Origin of the sequence: Agrobacterium deltaense RV3, assembly GCF_900013505.1 — a bacterium.
Taxonomy (GTDB): Bacteria; Pseudomonadota; Alphaproteobacteria; order Rhizobiales; family Rhizobiaceae; genus Agrobacterium; species Agrobacterium leguminum.
Genome location: NZ_LT009747.1, coordinates 155058 through 171237, shown reverse-complemented (window position 1 = coordinate 171237; position 16180 = coordinate 155058). Strand labels below are relative to the sequence as shown.

Genomic DNA, 16180 nt, shown 5'->3' with positions numbered 1-16180 from the left:
ATATCAAAAAATCTCTGGCCACCGTCGCCTCAAAGGACACCTGTCCGCACCCATGATCCATAGCACAGAGTGAAAACAGAGAGCATCAAGTTTTGTGATGGGGTTGATGAAATCAAGGGCGGAGTCTGCAGGCTATTTTTCGTCGGGGAAAAATCTTATGAGCTGTGTCTTCGTAAGCGTATCTCGACTCGCTGTATCAGAGGAGATGCAATGTTCAATATTTGCGCGTAAATCTGCCGGCACTTCTGGTCCGCCGGCTTTCAAGAGCTTGTCGCTCATCGCGAGAAGAGTCGCCAGTTCCACACCGCATCGAGACGCAGACATAACTACTCCTCCGGCCGGACTGGATCGCATTTCTTCAAGGTCTTTGCTGCCGGTATAAAGCGTCAACAAATACCAGATCAGAAAGAAAGCGGACCAAAGCACCATACTTCCAAGAACATACGCGCGCACAGGTGTTTCCCCGCTATCTGCCGAACCCCGGAAGACCTTGGATTGCATATCTCGGGAGTGGTCTGCGAGATGGCACACGTTCCCGTTTCTGTACCCCGAACAGGAACAGCATCTCTCCTTTGAGTTTGGAAGGGTCGGTCATTCCACCCTGAAAAAGATCGATTATCTTGCGGGTGGCCTTGTTGAATGACCGGTCGTCAGCCGAGCGCGTGTCGATTTCAAAGCCGGCATCTGACAACAGGGACAGCAACATATTCAGATCGTGAGACGAAATCGGGCCGTATTCTTGTGTGGAAGACATCGTGTCCTCCTTTCGTTGGGGCCAAGGGATTTCACCTTGAAGCGGTAACGCCCTTTAAAAAAGCTACCGAAGGAACGAGCCTGCGCGTTTTGAGGTTCATTAGCAAGGGAATTCCAATGTGCTAGAACGCAGCCGCCGCTCAATAATGACCAGCGAATGGCTGGTGAACTTCGCTGGAGCTTTCCAAAACCGTATTCGCTTGCGTCTTAAGCTATTCAGGCGCACTGTAAGGCGTCGGTAGCGATGTCACGGGCACTACTGGTTGAGGGTCGGTTACCCTAGCCCCAACGAGAGGAGGACATTATGTCTTCCCACCCCAGTTTTGCAGCCATCTCCCCCAAAGAGATGGAGATGATCCAGTCAGTTTTGAAGAGTGCGGGCTATAACGCCACATTGCTGGGCAATGACCAGCGACAATTCAACACGGCCGCGTTTCTTGTAATGAGACTGTTTCTTGCGGGAGAAACATCTGCCGATGCTCTCGCAGCACAATTGAAACGCCGTCTTGGGAATGCGGACTCACTCAATCAATCCTACCAATCACGGCCTGTCCTTGAGACCATCAGAAGTGTCCCGCGCAACACGATATACGTCCTCAGCTTTTTCAGGAAGGCCAGTGGTCGATCAATTGGGGCTAATGAATAGCCCTGGAAGAGCGAAGCCGGCGCGCTATAGGCAATCTCTTTGTTAATCCTTCTCAGGGGGTCGAAATCCACTTAGTGGAGAGCGATGACGGTCAAGGATAAACGTTGCGGCGCGGTGTGAATGTGTCAGGAAAGAGTTTAAGGGTATGAAAGAAAGAACGACATACAAAGAAATCACCTTCGCGAATCCGTTCGTATTGGATGGATTAGTAGTACCTTTGGAAGCTGGAACATATCGTCTGGTCGTTGATGAACAGCTCATTGAAGGTCTCAGTTTTCCTTCGTATCAACCCGTCGCAACACACCTTGAGATACCTGCTATCTCCGCACAATTAGTGAAGCGCCAGTTTTTGCAGGTGTCCGCGGAGGAAATAGAAGTGGCGCTGCAAAAGGATATCGAATCGCAATGCGGTGAGTCAGACCAGTGATCAACGTTTCACAAGTTGGCCGGCGATTGCGCTGGTCAGTTATGGGCAAGCGGTAATACAACGCCAATTGCGCCGCTTAGTTTTCTCCAGCAGAAATCTATCTCTGGCGTAGCACGGGCGAGCGCAGAACGAGTAGGGATATTCCTGTGTTACGCGCCTTCAGAGGCAAGAAGCTGATAGTGGTAGAGCGGCGTCCGTCGTTGACGGCGGCGTGCCATGCGCAACTTACTGCCGCCGGAGCCACCGTTGCAGGCCCTGTTTCTTCTGTCGAGCAAGTCTTGAACCTGTTGGAAGCCGGCGATGTCGACGGGGCAATTATTGACGTCAAAGTTGACGTAGAAATGATGTTACGCTTAGCCATGCTACTGGAATCAATGGCGACGCCGTTCGTTTTCGCATCTTTCATCGATGTGAACTCGGAAGGCTACTCTTTTGGTGGTGATAGGAAGCATCTCCGCAAGATAGCCGACGTTCTTTTTGGCTCGCCTGGACCGGCGTCAACCCTCCATTAACGTGGTCCCGTTGCATAGATGGTGTGGTTGATGGTACACGCACCCCGCACGTTCTTGTCAGAGGATGGCCGGATTAAACCCAACGGGTGAAAGGACGGCGGCATGACATCCAACACTATGAGTGGGAGCGATTTCGCGAAGAACGTTTTCCAAGATTCATGGAGCTTCGCTTTCCGGAGAGGTCAGGTTTCGGCGGAAGCTATCCCGGCAGCATTTCCTAGTTTGTATCCGGGCAGGGCGTTTCGATAGTCGTAATGGAGGCTTGCGGGATGGCTCATTACTGGTCACGCGAACTGCCGAAACTCGGCCATGAAGTACGGCTGATAACACCACAGTATGTGTCCATTCGTAAAGCGCGAGAAGAACGATGCTGTGGATCGCACTATGACCTCTATGACAAACCGGAGCCGGTCGAAAAAGCGTTGGCGAAACTGATCCCTTTCTACACGGAAAATCTCTGAGCATGGCCAAATTGCCGCCATGTTACAACGGCGGCCCCTCTGCATGCGTAAACGAGCGGCATCAGACGTCTGTTTGGAGGTCTGGTAACTGAACGACAGCTATCCGATAAATGCGTCCAACACCGGACACTCCGCTCCCGGCCTCAAACCGGCCACTCCGGCAAGCAAACTGTTGCCCGGATCGGCAAGATGCTGCCAATAAAACCCACTAAACTGCGGGTCGGTGGTTCGACTCCCTTCAAGAGCTTAAAAGGCTGGCAGCCACGCGGCGCAAGAAAGGGATTGCGAGATTAAAATGAAAGCGTTATATGTAGATACGTTCCTACATGGAGGCGACTATGGCTACGACTAACTTGACCAGCCGCGAACTGAATCACGATGTTGGCAGAGCGAAAAAAGCTGCTGAGGCAGGGCCTGTCGTCATCACCGATCGAGGCAGACCTTCGCATGTGTTGATGACGTACCGTGAGTTTGAGCGTCTGACAGGTAAGCGTCACAATCTTGTCGATGCGCTTTCAATGCCAGGATTGTCGAATATCGATTTCGATCTGTCTCGGTCGGTCATTGCAACTCGCGAAGTTGATCTCTCTTGAAATACTTGCTCGACACAAACGTTGTCTCCGAGCTCCGTAAAGTGGGTGACGGTAAGGCTGATCTGAACGTGACGACTTGGTTAGGTGCCAAGGATTCTCGTGATCTGTATATTTCTGCCATAACAATTTTAGAGCTTGAGCGCGGGATACTCAGCATCCAGCGCCGTGACATCGAGCAGGGCTCTCGCTTACGAACCTGGATGGATAGCCGAGTTCGACCGGAGTTCGCTGAGCGCATGATCTCTATCGATGAAGCAATTGCGACGCGATGTGCTCACTTGCATATTCCGGATCGCCGCAATGAAGCAGATGCACTCATTGCTGCGACAGCGATCGTGCATGGACTAGTGGTTGTCACACGCAACATTCATGATTTCCAAGGTACAGGCGTTGTTCTCGTAGACCCATGGCGTGCCTAAAGACCGGCATGCGGGGCGCCTTGAAATTGTTTCTGCGAGCTCGGCAGGAACCTCATTGAGTTTTCGAAATGCAGAGGTCGGCCGTTCAGATTATATCAAGGCGATGGCTTCGAGAAACAAGCTCGATACCTCAAAAGATATGTATTTTAACCTGTTGCTGGAGATGAAGGTCATAACGTAATATGCCCAAGGGTAGCGATGTTGCGTACTTCCGGCAGCAAAGGATTGCGGTTGTGGGGACTCCAAATGGCGTGAAGCTCTGCAACACATTCTTCTCGCAAATCCAAGGATCGAAAGATCACATCATCGAAGCAGGCGTTTTGGGTGCCGGCCGGAACTAGCGCCAGGCCGATGCCGGCGCTGACCAGTGAGAGGATGGCCTGAGAATGGGTCATGCTTTGAACGACGCGGGGGGCAATACCGTTCTGCTCCATCAGTCTGGTCAGCTTGTCGTGCAGATAGCGTGCAGGCGGGGAAAACATGATGAAGGGCTCACCATTGAGCGCATCCAGCGCAGGTCGGCGTTTTGCGGCAAGCGGATGCGCGCGAGGGATGGCGAGCATCATGGGTTCGCGCGCAACGCACAGGCTTTCCAGATGATGATTGCCGGTAAGCGGGCGGGAAAGTCCGAGATCGATATCGCCGGCATTGATCGCTTGAAGCTGCTCGGCCGTTTCCATCTGCACCAGTTCGAGTTCGACCTGAGGTACGGCAGTACGCGCCCGACTGATGAACCTCGGCAGGAAACTATAGGTGCTGGCGCCGACAAAGGCGATTTTCACTGCCCCCGCACTCCCGCGTGCTGCCCTTCTTGTCGCGGTTACCGCTGCATCCCCCTGTTCAAGCAGTTTCCGGGCCTCCGCCAGAAACGCTACCCCTGCCGGCGTCAGGACGACGCTGCGGCTGGTTCTCTCGAAGAGTGTGACGTCGAGTTCCTGCTCCAGCAGCTTGATCTGCCGGCTGAGTGGAGGCTGGGTCATATTCAAACGCCGGGCCGCGCGGCTGAAATTCAGCTCGGCGGCGATGGCGACAAATGAACGGACCTGTCCCAAATCAAGCATCTATTCAATCCTGGTATCAATATCCAACAGAAAACAACTTGGACTTAAATTGATTGCCGCGATATCAGTCAAGACGAGGGCCGCTCGGCGGGTGAAAATCAGAGAGGCGAAGATGGATACGCAGCCAGCAAAAACCGGCCACCGGCAACAGGCCCTCGGCGCAGACAGCATTGCCTGGATAAAGCTTTCCTCGATCTTCCTGCCGCTGAAGGCGCCGATAAGCGATGCAAAGGTTTTGACCGGCAGGCAGAGGCCTTTGACCGAAGTCGCTTTTCTCTTTGCGGAAATAGAGACGAAGCACGGCCATAGCGGCATTGGGTTCAGCTATTCCAAGCGTGCCGGTGGTCCGGGTCAATATGAACACGCCAAGGAGATCGCGAGCGTCCTTATCGGCGAAGACCCGAACGACATTGGCAAGCTGTGGAACAAGCTTTGCTGGGCCGGAGCGTCGGTCGGTCGCAGCGGGCTTGCCGTCCAGGCGATAGCAGCCTTCGATGTGGCCTTGTGGGACCTCAAGGCGAAACGTGCAGGCCTGCCGCTTGCCAAGTTGCTCGGCGCCCACCGCGATTCCGTGCAATGCTATAACACATCAGGTGGCTTCCTGTCGTCGCCGATTGAGGAAGTTCTCGATAATGTCGAGCGCTCGATTGCTGCGGGCATAGGTGGGATCAAGATCAAGGTCGGTCAGCCCGATATGGCTGTCGATCTCAAACGCGTCGCGGCGGTGCATGAGCGCCTCGGCGGCAGGGTGGCGATGATGGTTGATGCGAACCAGCAGTGGGATCGCCCCACCGCTATGCGTTTCGGCCGTCTCATGGAGCCCTATAATCTGACATGGATCGAAGAGCCGCTCGATGCCTATGATGTCGAAGGCCATGCGGCGCTCGCCGCAACGCTCGATACACCGATCGCAACCGGCGAAATGCTGGCGAGCGTTCTGGAGCATATCTCGTTGATTGAGAATAAATCCGTCGATTTCATCCAGCCCGATGCGCCGCGCGTTGGGGGCATCACGCAATTCCTGAAAATCTGCGCGCTGGCAGAGTCCAGGAAGCTGCAGCTTGCGCCCCATTTCGCCATGGAAATCCACCTCCATCTGGCGGCCGCCTACGAGCTTGAGCCTTGGGTGGAGCATTTCGACTGGCTCGATCCGCTTTTCAACGAGCGGCTGGAGATCAGGGATGGCCGCATGCTGGTGCCAAGCCGGCCAGGTCTTGGCATTACGCTTTCGGAACAGGCCGATCACTGGACGCGGGCCACGGCGGAATTTGGCAAGCGGCCGTAAGCGCGCTGCGTCAGGCGGTGCCGCGGGCAACGATGTGGAAATCGATATTGATCATGGCCTCCACATTCCCGTCGCCTTCTATCTTTCTGAGAATGGAGCGCGCTGCCTTGGTGCCGATGTCACGGCGATCGATACGGATCGTTGTCAATGGCGGGTGTGTGTAGGGAGCAAAGTCAAAATCGCCGAAACCGATAACGGCGAGCTGATCGGGTATGCTGCAGCCGCGTGCATTTGCTTCCGCTAGGGCGCCGTGGGCGACGACGTCCGATGAACAGAATACGCCGAGCGTGCCCTGCCCACTGTCCAGAAGCTGCGCCATCGCCAATCTTCCGTCCCGAAAGGTAGAGGGTGAATTCATTTCCAGCGCTGGTAACTCGACATCCGCGACCCCTCTGAGGCGACCGACGAAACCGTCGCGGCGCTGAACGGCGCGGGGATCGTTGGCACCGATCTGGGCATAGCGGTCGTAGCCCTTGACCAGCAGATGCTCGGCCGCCAGAGCGCCAACCGCCGCATGCGAGAAGCCGACCGCAGTGTCGAGCGGTGAGGGGGTGGAATCCCATATCTCGACAATCGGCAGGCCCGCGCCTGTCAACATGGCGCGTGTCCCTTTAAGATGCGTGATGCCGGTGAGGACGATGCCATCGGGACGGCGTGCCAAAATCGCGCGTGTCAGTTCCAGCTCGCGGGCATTGTCATAACCGGAAAGGCCAAGCAGCAGTTGATAGCCGGCGGCGACGAGTTCAGCGTTAAGCCCCTCGATAGTCTCGGCAAAGATCGTGCTGGAAACGGTTGGGACGATCGCAGCGATCAGCCGGGTGCGCCGGGAAGCAAGGCCGCCAGCCAACAGATTAGGCACATAACCCGTTTTTGCGATCACCCGCTCAATCACCTCCAGCGTGCGGGGCTTGACCAGAGCGGGAGTATTGATCGCCCGGGAAACCGTGACCGGCGAAACGCCCGCGAGCTTTGCAATGTCGGCGAGCGTGACCGGCCCGCCTGGTGCGATATAACTGCTTTTCTCGTGGTCGGCCATTTTTCATTCCCCTCAAAATGATTTACGCTTTCATTTTGAGCTTAATCAAGATGTTCGTCTAAAGTATTGTGGTGATTCAAGTTAATATGTTGAAACTTAATGATTAAAAAAACACCGTCTGCGGTTGCGGAAGAGATTTTTGGGGCTAAAATGAAAGCGCTTCCATTTCTTCGGGAGGAGGGTTTCGAAGGGTGGTGAGCAGTGCTGGCGGGAAGCCAGAAAAGTGGAGGAATTACTATGAACCTCAAGCGTTTCATGACGTTTGCGGCTGTCACAGCCGCAATATCCGCAATCGGTCTCCAGTCCAGTTTTGCCGAAGACTATCCGTCCAAGACGGTGACCGTCATTGTTCCTTTTGCCGCAGGCGGCAATACGGATACATTCGGCCGCCTTGTGGCTGAAGAATTGGACAAGAGGCTGGGACAACGTTTCATCGTTGAAAACAAGCCCGGTGCCGGCGGCAATATCGGCCTTGGCGACCTCGCGCGGTCAAAGCCTGATGGCTATACGATCGGTATGGGAACGGTCAGTTCCAACGCGATCAACCAGACGCTCTACAAGACCCTGCCTTATGACAAGGAAAAGGGATTTGCGCCGATTTCGCTGATTGCAAGCCTGCCGAACGTGCTGGTTGTCAATCCCGATAAGATAAAGGCGAATTCCGTCAAGGAGTTGATCGCCTTCCTGAAGGCGGAGCCGGGCAAGCACACTTACGCCTCTTCCGGCGTCGGGACGTCCATCCATCTTGCGGGCGAGCTTCTGGCCACCAAGGCCGATCTCAAGATCACGCATGTGCCTTACAAAGGCAGCAGCCAGGCCATTCTCGACGTTGTTGGTGGCCATGTGGACATGATGTTCGATAATATTCCGACCGCTGCCCAGCAGGTGAAGGCCGGCAAGGTCAAGGCGCTCGCCGTCACCAGCCTGGAAAAAGCCAGCTTGCTGCCCGACGTGCCGACCATGGCAAGCGTCATTCCCGGTTTCGAGGCGACCTCCTGGCATGGCCTGTTTGCGCCTCCCGGCACCCCGCCGGAAATCGTCGAAAAGCTCAGCAAGGAAGTCCAGGAGATCATCGCGGATCCGGCGATAAAAGCGAAACTCGAAGCAATGGGTGTGACGCCGGTCGGCAATACGTCGGTCGAATTCCAGGCGTTCATCGACAAGGAAACGACGAAGTGGGCCGAGGTCATCAAGGCCGCGAACGTCCCGCCGCAGTGATGCAGGCTGCCGGCCGGTATGATTTCCTTCGATGTCATTCCGGCCGGCACATTTCCACAGCGAGTATAGTGCCATGCTGAAGATAAAAAACGGTCGCGACTTCGCCGGCGGCGTGACGATGATTTTTGCCGGCCTGTTATTCATCTGGTTCGGTCGCAATCTGGAGGTCGGGAACTCGTTCCAGATGGGCCCCGGTTATTTCCCGACCATGCTCAGCCTGATCTTGATGACGCTTGGCGCGTTCATCCTCATCCAGTCGCTGATGGTAGGCGCTGAGGAAGGTGAGACCGAAACCTGGAACTGGAAGGCCTATTTTCTGGTGATCCTCGCTCCCGTCGGCTTCGGTCTCGTGCTGGCGGGGCTTGGCCTTGCACCCACGATGTTCCTGCTCATTGTCGGGGCATCGGCGGCCAGTCGTTATGTCAACTGGCGTCATTCCATCCTGTTGGGCCTGTTCCTGGCGGGCTGCTCCGCCCTGCTTTTCACCAAGCTCCTCGCGCTCCCTCTCCAGGCTTTCGGACCGTGGATCCCCTTCATCGGTGACTTTTTCTAGGGCTCGCCAGTCAGCCCCGAAACCGGATTGGATTACTTATGGACATCTTCTCTAACCTCTGGCTCGGCGCATCCACCGCTTTCCTGCCGATGAACCTGCTTTACGGCTTCATCGGCTGTCTTCTGGGAACTGCGATCGGGGTGTTGCCGGGGCTTGGGCCGACGGCCACGATCGCGATGCTCTTGCCGATCACCTTCGGCTTGCCGCCGGAATCCGCCCTCATCATGCTGGCTGGTATCTTTTATGGCGCGCAATATGGTGGCTCGACAACGGCCATTCTCATCAATCTGCCAGGGGAAAGCTCTTCGGTCGTCACCGTGATCGACGGTTACCAGATGGCGCGCAACGGCCGCGCGGGGGCAGCGCTCGCAACCGCAGCCCTCGGCTCCTTCTTTGCCGGCACGGTGGCGACCATCCTGCTTGCGGTTGCCGCGCCGCCACTTGCCGCAGTCGCGCTCAACTTCGGGCCAGCCGAATATTTCTCCCTTATGGTTCTGGGGCTTGTCGCCTCCGTCGCGCTGGCAAGCGGTTCGCTGCTCAAGGCCTTCGCCATGATCGTCTTCGGCCTGCTGCTTGGCACTGTCGGCACGGATGTCGAAAGTGGTACACCACGCTATGTCTTCGATATTCCCGAACTCTATGATGGATTGAATTTCGTTGCCGTCAGCATGGGCATATTCGGTATTTGTGAAATCCTGCGCAATCTGGAAAACGAGCAGGAGCGTTCGGTTGGCGTCAAGCGTGTGACGGGACTGATGCTGACGAAAGACGATTTCCGGCGAATTTGTGCGCCCGTTTTGCGTGGCACCGCACTTGGGTCCTTCCTCGGTGTTCTGCCGGGCGGTGGGGCTATGCTGGCCTCCTTCGCCGCCTATGCTGTGGAAAAACGGGTTTCTCCCAACCGGGTCGAGTTCGGCAAGGGTGCGATCGAAGGGGTTGCTGCCCCTGAAGCCGCCAACAATGCCGGCGCGCAAACATCGTTCATTCCCATGCTCACCCTCGGCATTCCCGGAAACCCGGTCATGGCGTTGATGGTCGGTGCGATGATAATCCAGGGCATCACGCCCGGCCCGAATGTGATCTCCGAGGAGCCGAGCCTGTTCTGGGGCATGATCGTCTCCATGTGGTCGGGTAATCTCATGCTCGTCATTCTGAACCTGCCGCTGATCGGGCTTTGGGTCCGGATGCTGACCGTGCCTTACCACCTTTTATTTCCGGCGATCATTGGCTTCTGCTGCATCGGCGCTTACAGCATCAACAACAGCGTTTTTGATGTCTTCGTCATGGCAGGTTTCAGCATTGTCGGTTTTGCATTGAGCAAGATGCGTTTCGAACCGGCGCCTTTGCTGCTCGGCTTCATTTTGGGGCCGATGCTGGAGGAAAATCTGCGCCGTGCGATGCTGATCAGCCAGGGCGATCCGACGATCTTTCTGCGCAGCCCGCTTAGCCTGTCGCTGTTGATCTTTGCGGTTGCGGTGCTGGCGCTGGTACTGTCGCCGAGCATCAGCCGCAAACGGGAGGAAGCGTTCACCGAATAGTGAGATTATAACAATCCCATCAGGTCGCTCGGCGACTATCTTGCTGCGGACGATCCGAAGCCGCGTGGCGACGGCCATGAAGGTTGTCCTGTGTGGGGGTATCGATGTATCTGGGGGCGGATACTCATTTGAACCTGCAGGCACATGGAAACATCGCTTTATCTGCCCATCAAAGGCTTTCTTGAAAAGGCGGGTTACACCGTCAAGGGCGAAGTTGGCGGTTGCGACCTTGTCGGTTTGAGCGATGGCGATCCGCCGGTTGTCGTGATTTGCGAGCTGAAACTGAGTTTCAATCTGGAACTCATTTTGCAGGCCGTTGATCGCGCGGCTATCGCCGATGAAGTCTGGATCGCGGCTCGGGTCTCGGCCAGGGGTAAAGGCCGCGAGGCCGACAGGCGTTACCGCGACCTTTGCCGCAGGCTCGGGATCGGCATGCTCGGTATCGCCGATACCGGCGAGGTCAGCATGATCGTTGGTTCGATATCGCCGATGCCGCGAACCAATCCGAAACGGCGGTCGCGGCTCATGCGTGAACACCGGAAACGACGCGGCGATCCAACAGCAGGCGGAAGCACCCGCGCGCCGATCATGACCGCGTATCGCCAGCAGGCGCTTGGCTGCGCTTTGGCGCTGTCGTCAGGGCCGATGCGTGTGCGTCAGGTCAGGTCCAGCATTCCGGATGCAGGGAAGATCCTGCTTGCGAATGTTTATGGCTGGTTTGAGCGGCTCGATCGAGGAGTGTATGGCCTGACGCCGGCCGGATGTGAAGCCTTGCAGCGATGGCCGCAGCAGGACTGCATTTGAGGCCGCGGTTTCACACCACTCCATTCAGATCTTCGGCGTCGGCTTGCGTCCCCGACTCACCTTTTGGGGGTGCTCTTTCCGCATTTGTTCCACCAGGCCGTCAATGCTTCCATGGCAGGACCAAGCCCTCTGGCCTTAAGCGGCCATCGGTTCGATGTCTTCTTCATTCAAATGTTCGACGGTCCACTTCATGATCAGTGGTAGGGGGACCACCGCCACGCCGCTTCTTACTGAAAAGGCGAAGCTGATTTACCAGAGAGGCGCTTGGCTGGCCGGAAAGGCGCAGAATAGCAGCGTTGCTATCATCTTTTTTGTGACAGTTGAGGCAAGCCGGAATATTCGTGCCGAATCTCCGTGGCTTGTTCGGCTCATCTACAACGATTGTGGAATAGCAGGGGCGTCAGTTTGAGTCTTTTCAGAATCCGGACCGGCTGCACAACAGACAAAGCGATGGCGCCTCGCCGGCATAAGTCAACCAGCTACCTTTCGGAATGATTAGATGACGATCACCAGCATCTGAGAGATTGCGAAATTGCGCTCACGGTCAATCAGAACGGGTGGCCCCTTGAAAGCGACCGGCTGCTTTTCCACCCCGAAATCCATAATGCCTTCAACCGCATCGACATCGTGTTCATCCCAGGAACTCCCACAATGGGCCAGAGTTCCGCGAATGAAGAGACCTCGAAACGGAACTGGCCAATAATAAAGGTCGAAGTCGCTTATGTTGTACTCCATTGGTCATGCAAACCACTAACGGGGCTGGTTATTGCTGGTCCCCAAAATGCATTGAGAGCGAACATGGAGCTCAACTGAGCGCTGACCCTTTGTAAGCTGGGGGCCGTGTGATCTCGTTCTCTGCGTCGATTCCGCACCGCTATCGACCGAACTGCTCGGGAATGGTACGCTTAAGACTTACCGGGCCTAGGACACGGCATGTGGATCAATAGGGGCATGATCAACGCTGACAGCCTTCCTCCGGAGTGATGCCTCCGGACGTGTACGGTAGCCCCGCTATATCTCTGCCCATTAGGCGCCGCGGCACGTTCTTGATTTGCGCAACTTTCTGGGGACCCGCATGCTCATTCTTTTCACAATTGTCATAGGATTCGTTGCCGGTCTACGCGCCATGACCGCTCCCGCCGTAGTTGCCTGGAGTGCCTATCTCGGATGGTTCGATATTTCACAAAGCAGTCTCTCCTTCATGGGGTCGATCTGGGCCGTGGCGATTTTTACCGTGCTTGCCATCATCGAACTCATCACCGACCAGCTTCCCAGCACGCCTTCACGCAAAGTGCCCATGCAGTTCGGAGCACGTATCGCGGCGGGCGCTCTCAGCGGTGCGACGATCGCCGCAACTGAGGGCATGGTGGTTGTTGGGCTCCTCGCGGGTGTCGTCGGCGCTGTGATCGGAACATTTGGCGGTGCGGCTGGTCGCGGCTATCTCGCCAACCGGTTCGGCCGTGATCTCCCCGCCGCCCTCATCGAAGATGCGGTCGCCATTGCACTTGCACTGCTCGCCGCGACGGCCGTGTCATGAGGGAGTACGACGCGATCTTCATTGGAGCAGGACAGGCCGGACCGTTCCTCGCCGCCCGCATGGCCGCGATGGGCCGCAAGGTAGTCCTGATCGAACGGAAGTTTCTTGGCGGAACCTGCGTAAATGCCGGATGCATGCCGACAAAGGCCCTGGTCGCCAGTGCCAAGACCGCCGAGGTCGCCCGGCGTGCATCGGAATTCGGCGTCAAGATTGATGGCGAGCCCATCGTGGACATGTCGGCCGTGGCAGCCCGCGCCAGGAAGGTGACCCTAGACGCGAGAAGCGGTCTGGCGGCTTGGTTCGACAGTCTCGAGACGATGGATGTGGTCTATGGCCACGCCAAATTCGTCGCCGCGAAGGCGGTATCCGTGGAAGGGAAGCGCTACACCGCCCCGCAGATTTTCATCAATGTGGGCGCGCGGCCGCATATCCCCGATGTTCCGGGCCTCGCCGACGTGCCTTATCTCACGAGCACGTCGATGATCGCGCTTGAGGAATTGCCGAAGCATCTGGTCATTCTCGGTGGCAGTTATATTGGATTGGAATTCGCCCAGATGTATCGGCGCTTCGGCGCGGAGGTCACTGTCATCGAGCGCGGGCAGCACCTGGCGGCTCGGGAGGACACGGATATCTCGCAAGCCATCGCGGATGTACTGACAAAGGATGGCATCCAGATTCTTCGGGGCCACAATCTGCTATCCATTGCCAGAGACGGCGCAGACGTGGTCGTGCGGACTGATCAGGGCGAAGTTCGTGGCAGCCATGTCCTGGTCGCCGTCGGACGTCAGCCGAATACCGACGATCTCGGGCTCGATCTCGCAGGCGTCGAGACCGATCGGCGCGGCTTCATCACCGTCGATGAGCGTCTGCAGACGACTGCCGACGGTGTCTGGGCACTTGGCGACTGCAATGGGCGAGGGGCCTTCACCCACACATCCTACAATGATTTCGAGATCGCGGCGGCGAACCTCCTCGACGGCGGCGACCGCAAGGTGACCGACCGCATCCTCGGCTATGGCCTCTACATCGATCCACCGCTCGGGCGTGTTGGCATGACAGAGCGCCAGGCGAAAGAGGCCGGCCACCGGATCAAGGTCTCGACCCGTCCCATGAGCCGCGTCGGCCGCGCCGTCGAGAAGGGCGAGACGCTCGGCCTCCTCAAACTCGTGGCCGATGCCGACACCGACCAGGTACTCGGTGCCGCCTTTCTCGGGGTGGGGGGTGACGAGGCGGTCTATGGCGTTCTCGATGCCATGAACATGGAAGCCACGACCGAAAAACTTAGATGGGCCGTACCGATCCATCCGACCGTCGGCGAACTGGTGCCGACGTTGATCGGCGACCTCAGGGAACCTGACGCTTAGCCAGGACCGAACAACATTGAAGCAGTCTGCCAATCTCATTGTTAGGGAAACAGTCCCACCCACTGCAGACCCAGTTCGTGGGGCGGAAATCTTGATTGTGGGTCGTACCTGTTTGGGCGGCAGCCATTTACAATGGGCCCAGAGAATTGGCAGGCTGCTTACTGCCTCTAAAGCAACCGTGACGTTAAACCAAGCTCTTGCTTAGCCTGCCGATCTCGTGCTGAGGGAGTTTGTAATAACAGCGTCGGTGGTTTTGATCCCATCAAGGCGTTCACAAAACCTTTGTATGTGGGAAAGCCCTACCCTATCTCAACAATTCCCTCAGTCGCGGAGTTGCGAAGTCGAGGAACGTTCTGAGTTTGAGCGGCATCAGGCCCTCCGATATGTGGAGGAGATGAACCGGCGACGCCTTCGGTTCAAAAGTCTCCAACAGCGGCACCAGCAAGCCGGCATCGACTGCTCGCTTCGCCTGATAAGCCATGACACGTGTTATCCCGAGACCGGCGGCTGCAGCATCGACCGCCGCTTCTGCCGTGTTGACGGAAAGGCGCGTCCGGATCGGCACTTCGACTTCCTTTGCCCCGTCGCGGAACGTCCATGACCGCGTTGACAGTACTCCGTTGAAGGCGATGCAATCATGGTCCTTGAGGTCGTGAGGATTTGAGGGAAGGGAGTGCCGCTTCAGATAGTCGGGATTGCCATAGGTCGTGGTGCGGATCGAACCCAGACGGATCGCGATCAGGCTGCTGTCTGAAAGCGCGCTGATGCGCAGAGCAACATCGATATGTTCGTCAGCGAGACTGACCGTCCGATCGCTCAGCGTCAGGTGAATGTTGATATCCGGATAGGCCTTCAGGAAGTCCGTGATCACCGGCAGCACATGCAAGCGGCCGAAGACAATCGGCGCCGTCATGGTCAGATCACCCTTCGGCGCCGCATATTCTCCTTTGGCACGGCGTTCGGCGTCTTCCACTCGCTCGAGAATCTCGCGTGCTGCCGCGACATAACTCTCCCCGGCCTCTGTAAGCAGAATCCGGCGGCTGGTGCGAGTGATCAGGCGCACGCCGAGATGAGCCTCCAATTCGGCGATCTTGCGGCTGACTGTCGGGAGCGGCGAGTGCATTGCGCGTGACGCGGCGGAAAGGCTGCCATGCTCCACGACAGAGAGCAGCACCGCCATGGAATCAAGCCGATCCATATATGCCTTCCATAAAACGAGAGGATGACTCCAGAAATGGAGCTCTACTACGAAAAGATGGATGCCGCTACCTTTCTGCCATCGCCGGATGATGGTGTCCGGATCTCAAGGGAGCCAGCGATGAAACTCTATCACTTTCCACTTTCGGGTCATGCGCACCGCGCCCGCCTCTTCCTTTCTCTGCTCAACGTGAAAGCTGAGATTGTCGACGTTGATCTGGCGCATGGCGAGCACAAGACGCCCGAGTTCCTGAAGCTCAACCCGTTCGGGCAGGTGCCGGTGCTCGAAGATGGCGATGTCGTCGTCAACGATTCCAATGCCATCCTGGTCTATGTCGCCACGAAGTTCGGACGCAAAGACTGGCTGCCGGATGATCTGGCTTCCACCGCGAAGATCCAGAAGTGGCTATCCGTCGCGGCCGGAGAGATTGCCTATGGCCCATGCGCGGCGCGATTGGTTACGGTCTTCGGGGCAGATTTCCGGGCCGAGGAGGTGATCGCACGCGCTCACCGGGTTCTTGCCCTCATCAATGCGGAGCTTGATGATCACCCCTTCATGACAGGCGAAACGCCGACGATCGCGGATGTCGCACTCTACAGCTACATCGCTGGCGCGCCGGAAGGCAATGTCGACCTGGCAGCGCATCCGCATGTTCTCCAGTGGCTGGCGCGGATCGAAGCTTTGCCCGGTTTCGTCCCTTTCCCCAAAACGCCGGTCGGCCTCGCAGCCTGAGACAATCTTGCGGCCGGGACCTTGGTTCCGGCTGCCTTCCCAA

Annotated in this window: 18 protein-coding genes and 2 pseudogenes; 14 read left to right on the top strand and 6 right to left on the bottom strand. The window is 57.0% G+C overall.

Annotated elements, in window-relative coordinates:
- Positions 1-132 precede the first annotated feature (132 nt).
- Both AGR7B_RS24530 and AGR7B_RS24525 read right to left on the bottom strand, forming a co-directional pair.
- Positions 133-453 carry a hypothetical protein gene (locus tag AGR7B_RS24530; protein WP_035265084.1) on the bottom strand — a complete coding sequence of 107 codons (321 nt, stop codon included), beginning with the start codon at positions 451-453 and terminating at the stop codon, positions 133-135.
- Between the two features lie 13 nt (positions 454-466).
- Entirely contained in the window at positions 467-754 is a 288-nt protein-coding gene (locus AGR7B_RS24525) for a hypothetical protein (RefSeq protein WP_035265086.1), read from the bottom strand.
- Between the two features lie 303 nt (positions 755-1057).
- On the opposite strand from AGR7B_RS24525, the gene AGR7B_RS24520 reads away from it, so the two are divergent.
- The 6 genes and pseudogenes from AGR7B_RS24520 to AGR7B_RS24495 all read left to right on the top strand — a co-directional run bounded on the left by AGR7B_RS24520 (position 1058) and on the right by AGR7B_RS24495 (position 3811).
- Positions 1058-1399 (top strand): hypothetical protein, encoded by a 342-nt coding sequence (locus AGR7B_RS24520; protein WP_003519959.1) that lies wholly within the window; start codon positions 1058-1060, stop codon positions 1397-1399.
- A 145-nt stretch (positions 1400-1544) separates the two neighbouring features.
- The gene (locus tag AGR7B_RS24515) at positions 1545-1826 is read left to right on the top strand and encodes a hypothetical protein (protein WP_035265088.1); all 282 of its coding nucleotides are present in this window, start codon (positions 1545-1547) and stop codon (positions 1824-1826) included.
- A gap of 146 nt (positions 1827-1972) precedes the next feature.
- Complete coding sequence (locus AGR7B_RS24510; protein ID WP_080858343.1) at positions 1973-2338, top strand: response regulator; 366 nt, start codon at positions 1973-1975, stop codon at positions 2336-2338.
- A gap of 248 nt (positions 2339-2586) precedes the next feature.
- Positions 2587-2716 (top strand): annotated as a pseudogene (locus tag AGR7B_RS26575) (IS110 family RNA-guided transposase); the annotation flags it as partial.
- Between the two features lie 421 nt (positions 2717-3137).
- A complete protein-coding gene (locus AGR7B_RS24500; RefSeq protein ID WP_078053837.1) occupies positions 3138-3392 on the top strand; it encodes a type II toxin-antitoxin system Phd/YefM family antitoxin in 255 nt (84 codons plus the stop codon).
- Entirely contained in the window at positions 3389-3811 is a 423-nt protein-coding gene (locus AGR7B_RS24495; protein ID WP_078053807.1) for a type II toxin-antitoxin system VapC family toxin, read from the top strand. Before AGR7B_RS24500 ends, AGR7B_RS24495 begins: the two co-directional genes overlap by 4 nt.
- Before the next feature lie 170 nt (positions 3812-3981).
- Here AGR7B_RS24495 and AGR7B_RS24490 read toward each other — a convergent pair whose 3' ends face one another.
- Positions 3982-4872 carry a LysR family transcriptional regulator gene (locus tag AGR7B_RS24490; protein ID WP_078053806.1) on the bottom strand — a complete coding sequence of 297 codons (891 nt, stop codon included), beginning with the start codon at positions 4870-4872 and terminating at the stop codon, positions 3982-3984.
- 112 nt (positions 4873-4984) lie between these two features.
- On the opposite strand from AGR7B_RS24490, the gene AGR7B_RS24485 reads away from it, so the two are divergent.
- Positions 4985-6157, top strand: a complete 1173-nt coding sequence (locus AGR7B_RS24485; RefSeq protein WP_078053805.1) for an L-talarate/galactarate dehydratase — start codon at positions 4985-4987, stop codon at positions 6155-6157.
- Positions 6158-6167: 10 nt separating this feature from the next.
- On the opposite strand, the gene AGR7B_RS24480 is transcribed toward AGR7B_RS24485, so the two are convergent.
- Positions 6168-7193 (bottom strand): LacI family DNA-binding transcriptional regulator, encoded by a 1026-nt coding sequence (locus AGR7B_RS24480; RefSeq protein ID WP_080821247.1) that lies wholly within the window; start codon positions 7191-7193, stop codon positions 6168-6170.
- A 237-nt stretch (positions 7194-7430) separates the two neighbouring features.
- Between AGR7B_RS24480 and AGR7B_RS24475 the strand changes: the two genes are divergently transcribed.
- The 4 genes from AGR7B_RS24475 to AGR7B_RS24460 all read left to right on the top strand — a co-directional run bounded on the left by AGR7B_RS24475 (position 7431) and on the right by AGR7B_RS24460 (position 11306).
- Positions 7431-8411: a Bug family tripartite tricarboxylate transporter substrate binding protein gene (locus tag AGR7B_RS24475; RefSeq protein WP_080821248.1), complete on the top strand. Its 981-nt coding sequence runs from the start codon at positions 7431-7433 to the stop codon at positions 8409-8411.
- 73 nt (positions 8412-8484) lie between these two features.
- The gene (locus AGR7B_RS24470; protein ID WP_080855003.1) at positions 8485-8964 is read left to right on the top strand and encodes a tripartite tricarboxylate transporter TctB family protein; all 480 of its coding nucleotides are present in this window, start codon (positions 8485-8487) and stop codon (positions 8962-8964) included.
- Between the two features lie 38 nt (positions 8965-9002).
- Complete coding sequence (locus AGR7B_RS24465) at positions 9003-10502, top strand: tripartite tricarboxylate transporter permease (RefSeq protein ID WP_080855004.1); 1500 nt, start codon at positions 9003-9005, stop codon at positions 10500-10502.
- 144 nt (positions 10503-10646) lie between these two features.
- Positions 10647-11306, top strand: coding sequence for a DUF2161 domain-containing phosphodiesterase (locus AGR7B_RS24460; protein WP_078053800.1), 660 nt, complete (start codon positions 10647-10649; stop codon positions 11304-11306).
- A 498-nt stretch (positions 11307-11804) separates the two neighbouring features.
- Here AGR7B_RS24460 and AGR7B_RS24455 read toward each other — a convergent pair.
- Positions 11805-12029, bottom strand: a pseudogene (locus AGR7B_RS24455) (glutathione S-transferase N-terminal domain-containing protein); the annotation flags it as partial.
- A gap of 352 nt (positions 12030-12381) precedes the next feature.
- Between AGR7B_RS24455 and AGR7B_RS24450 the strand changes: the two are divergent.
- Positions 12382-12843, top strand: coding sequence for a DUF4126 family protein (locus AGR7B_RS24450; protein WP_080858342.1), 462 nt, complete (start codon positions 12382-12384; stop codon positions 12841-12843).
- Entirely contained in the window at positions 12840-14207 is a 1368-nt protein-coding gene (locus tag AGR7B_RS24445; protein WP_078053797.1) for an FAD-containing oxidoreductase, read from the top strand. Before AGR7B_RS24450 ends, AGR7B_RS24445 begins: the two co-directional genes overlap by 4 nt.
- 304 nt (positions 14208-14511) lie before the next feature.
- On the opposite strand, the gene AGR7B_RS24440 is transcribed toward AGR7B_RS24445, so the two are convergent.
- On the bottom strand, positions 14512-15405 hold the full coding sequence (locus AGR7B_RS24440) for a LysR family transcriptional regulator (protein WP_080858341.1): 894 nt from the start codon (positions 15403-15405) through the stop codon (positions 14512-14514).
- A gap of 120 nt (positions 15406-15525) precedes the next feature.
- Here AGR7B_RS24440 and AGR7B_RS24435 point away from each other — a divergent pair, with 120 nt between their 5' ends.
- Complete coding sequence (locus tag AGR7B_RS24435; RefSeq protein WP_080821278.1) at positions 15526-16137, top strand: glutathione S-transferase family protein; 612 nt, start codon at positions 15526-15528, stop codon at positions 16135-16137.
- Positions 16138-16180: the final 43 nt, after the last annotated feature.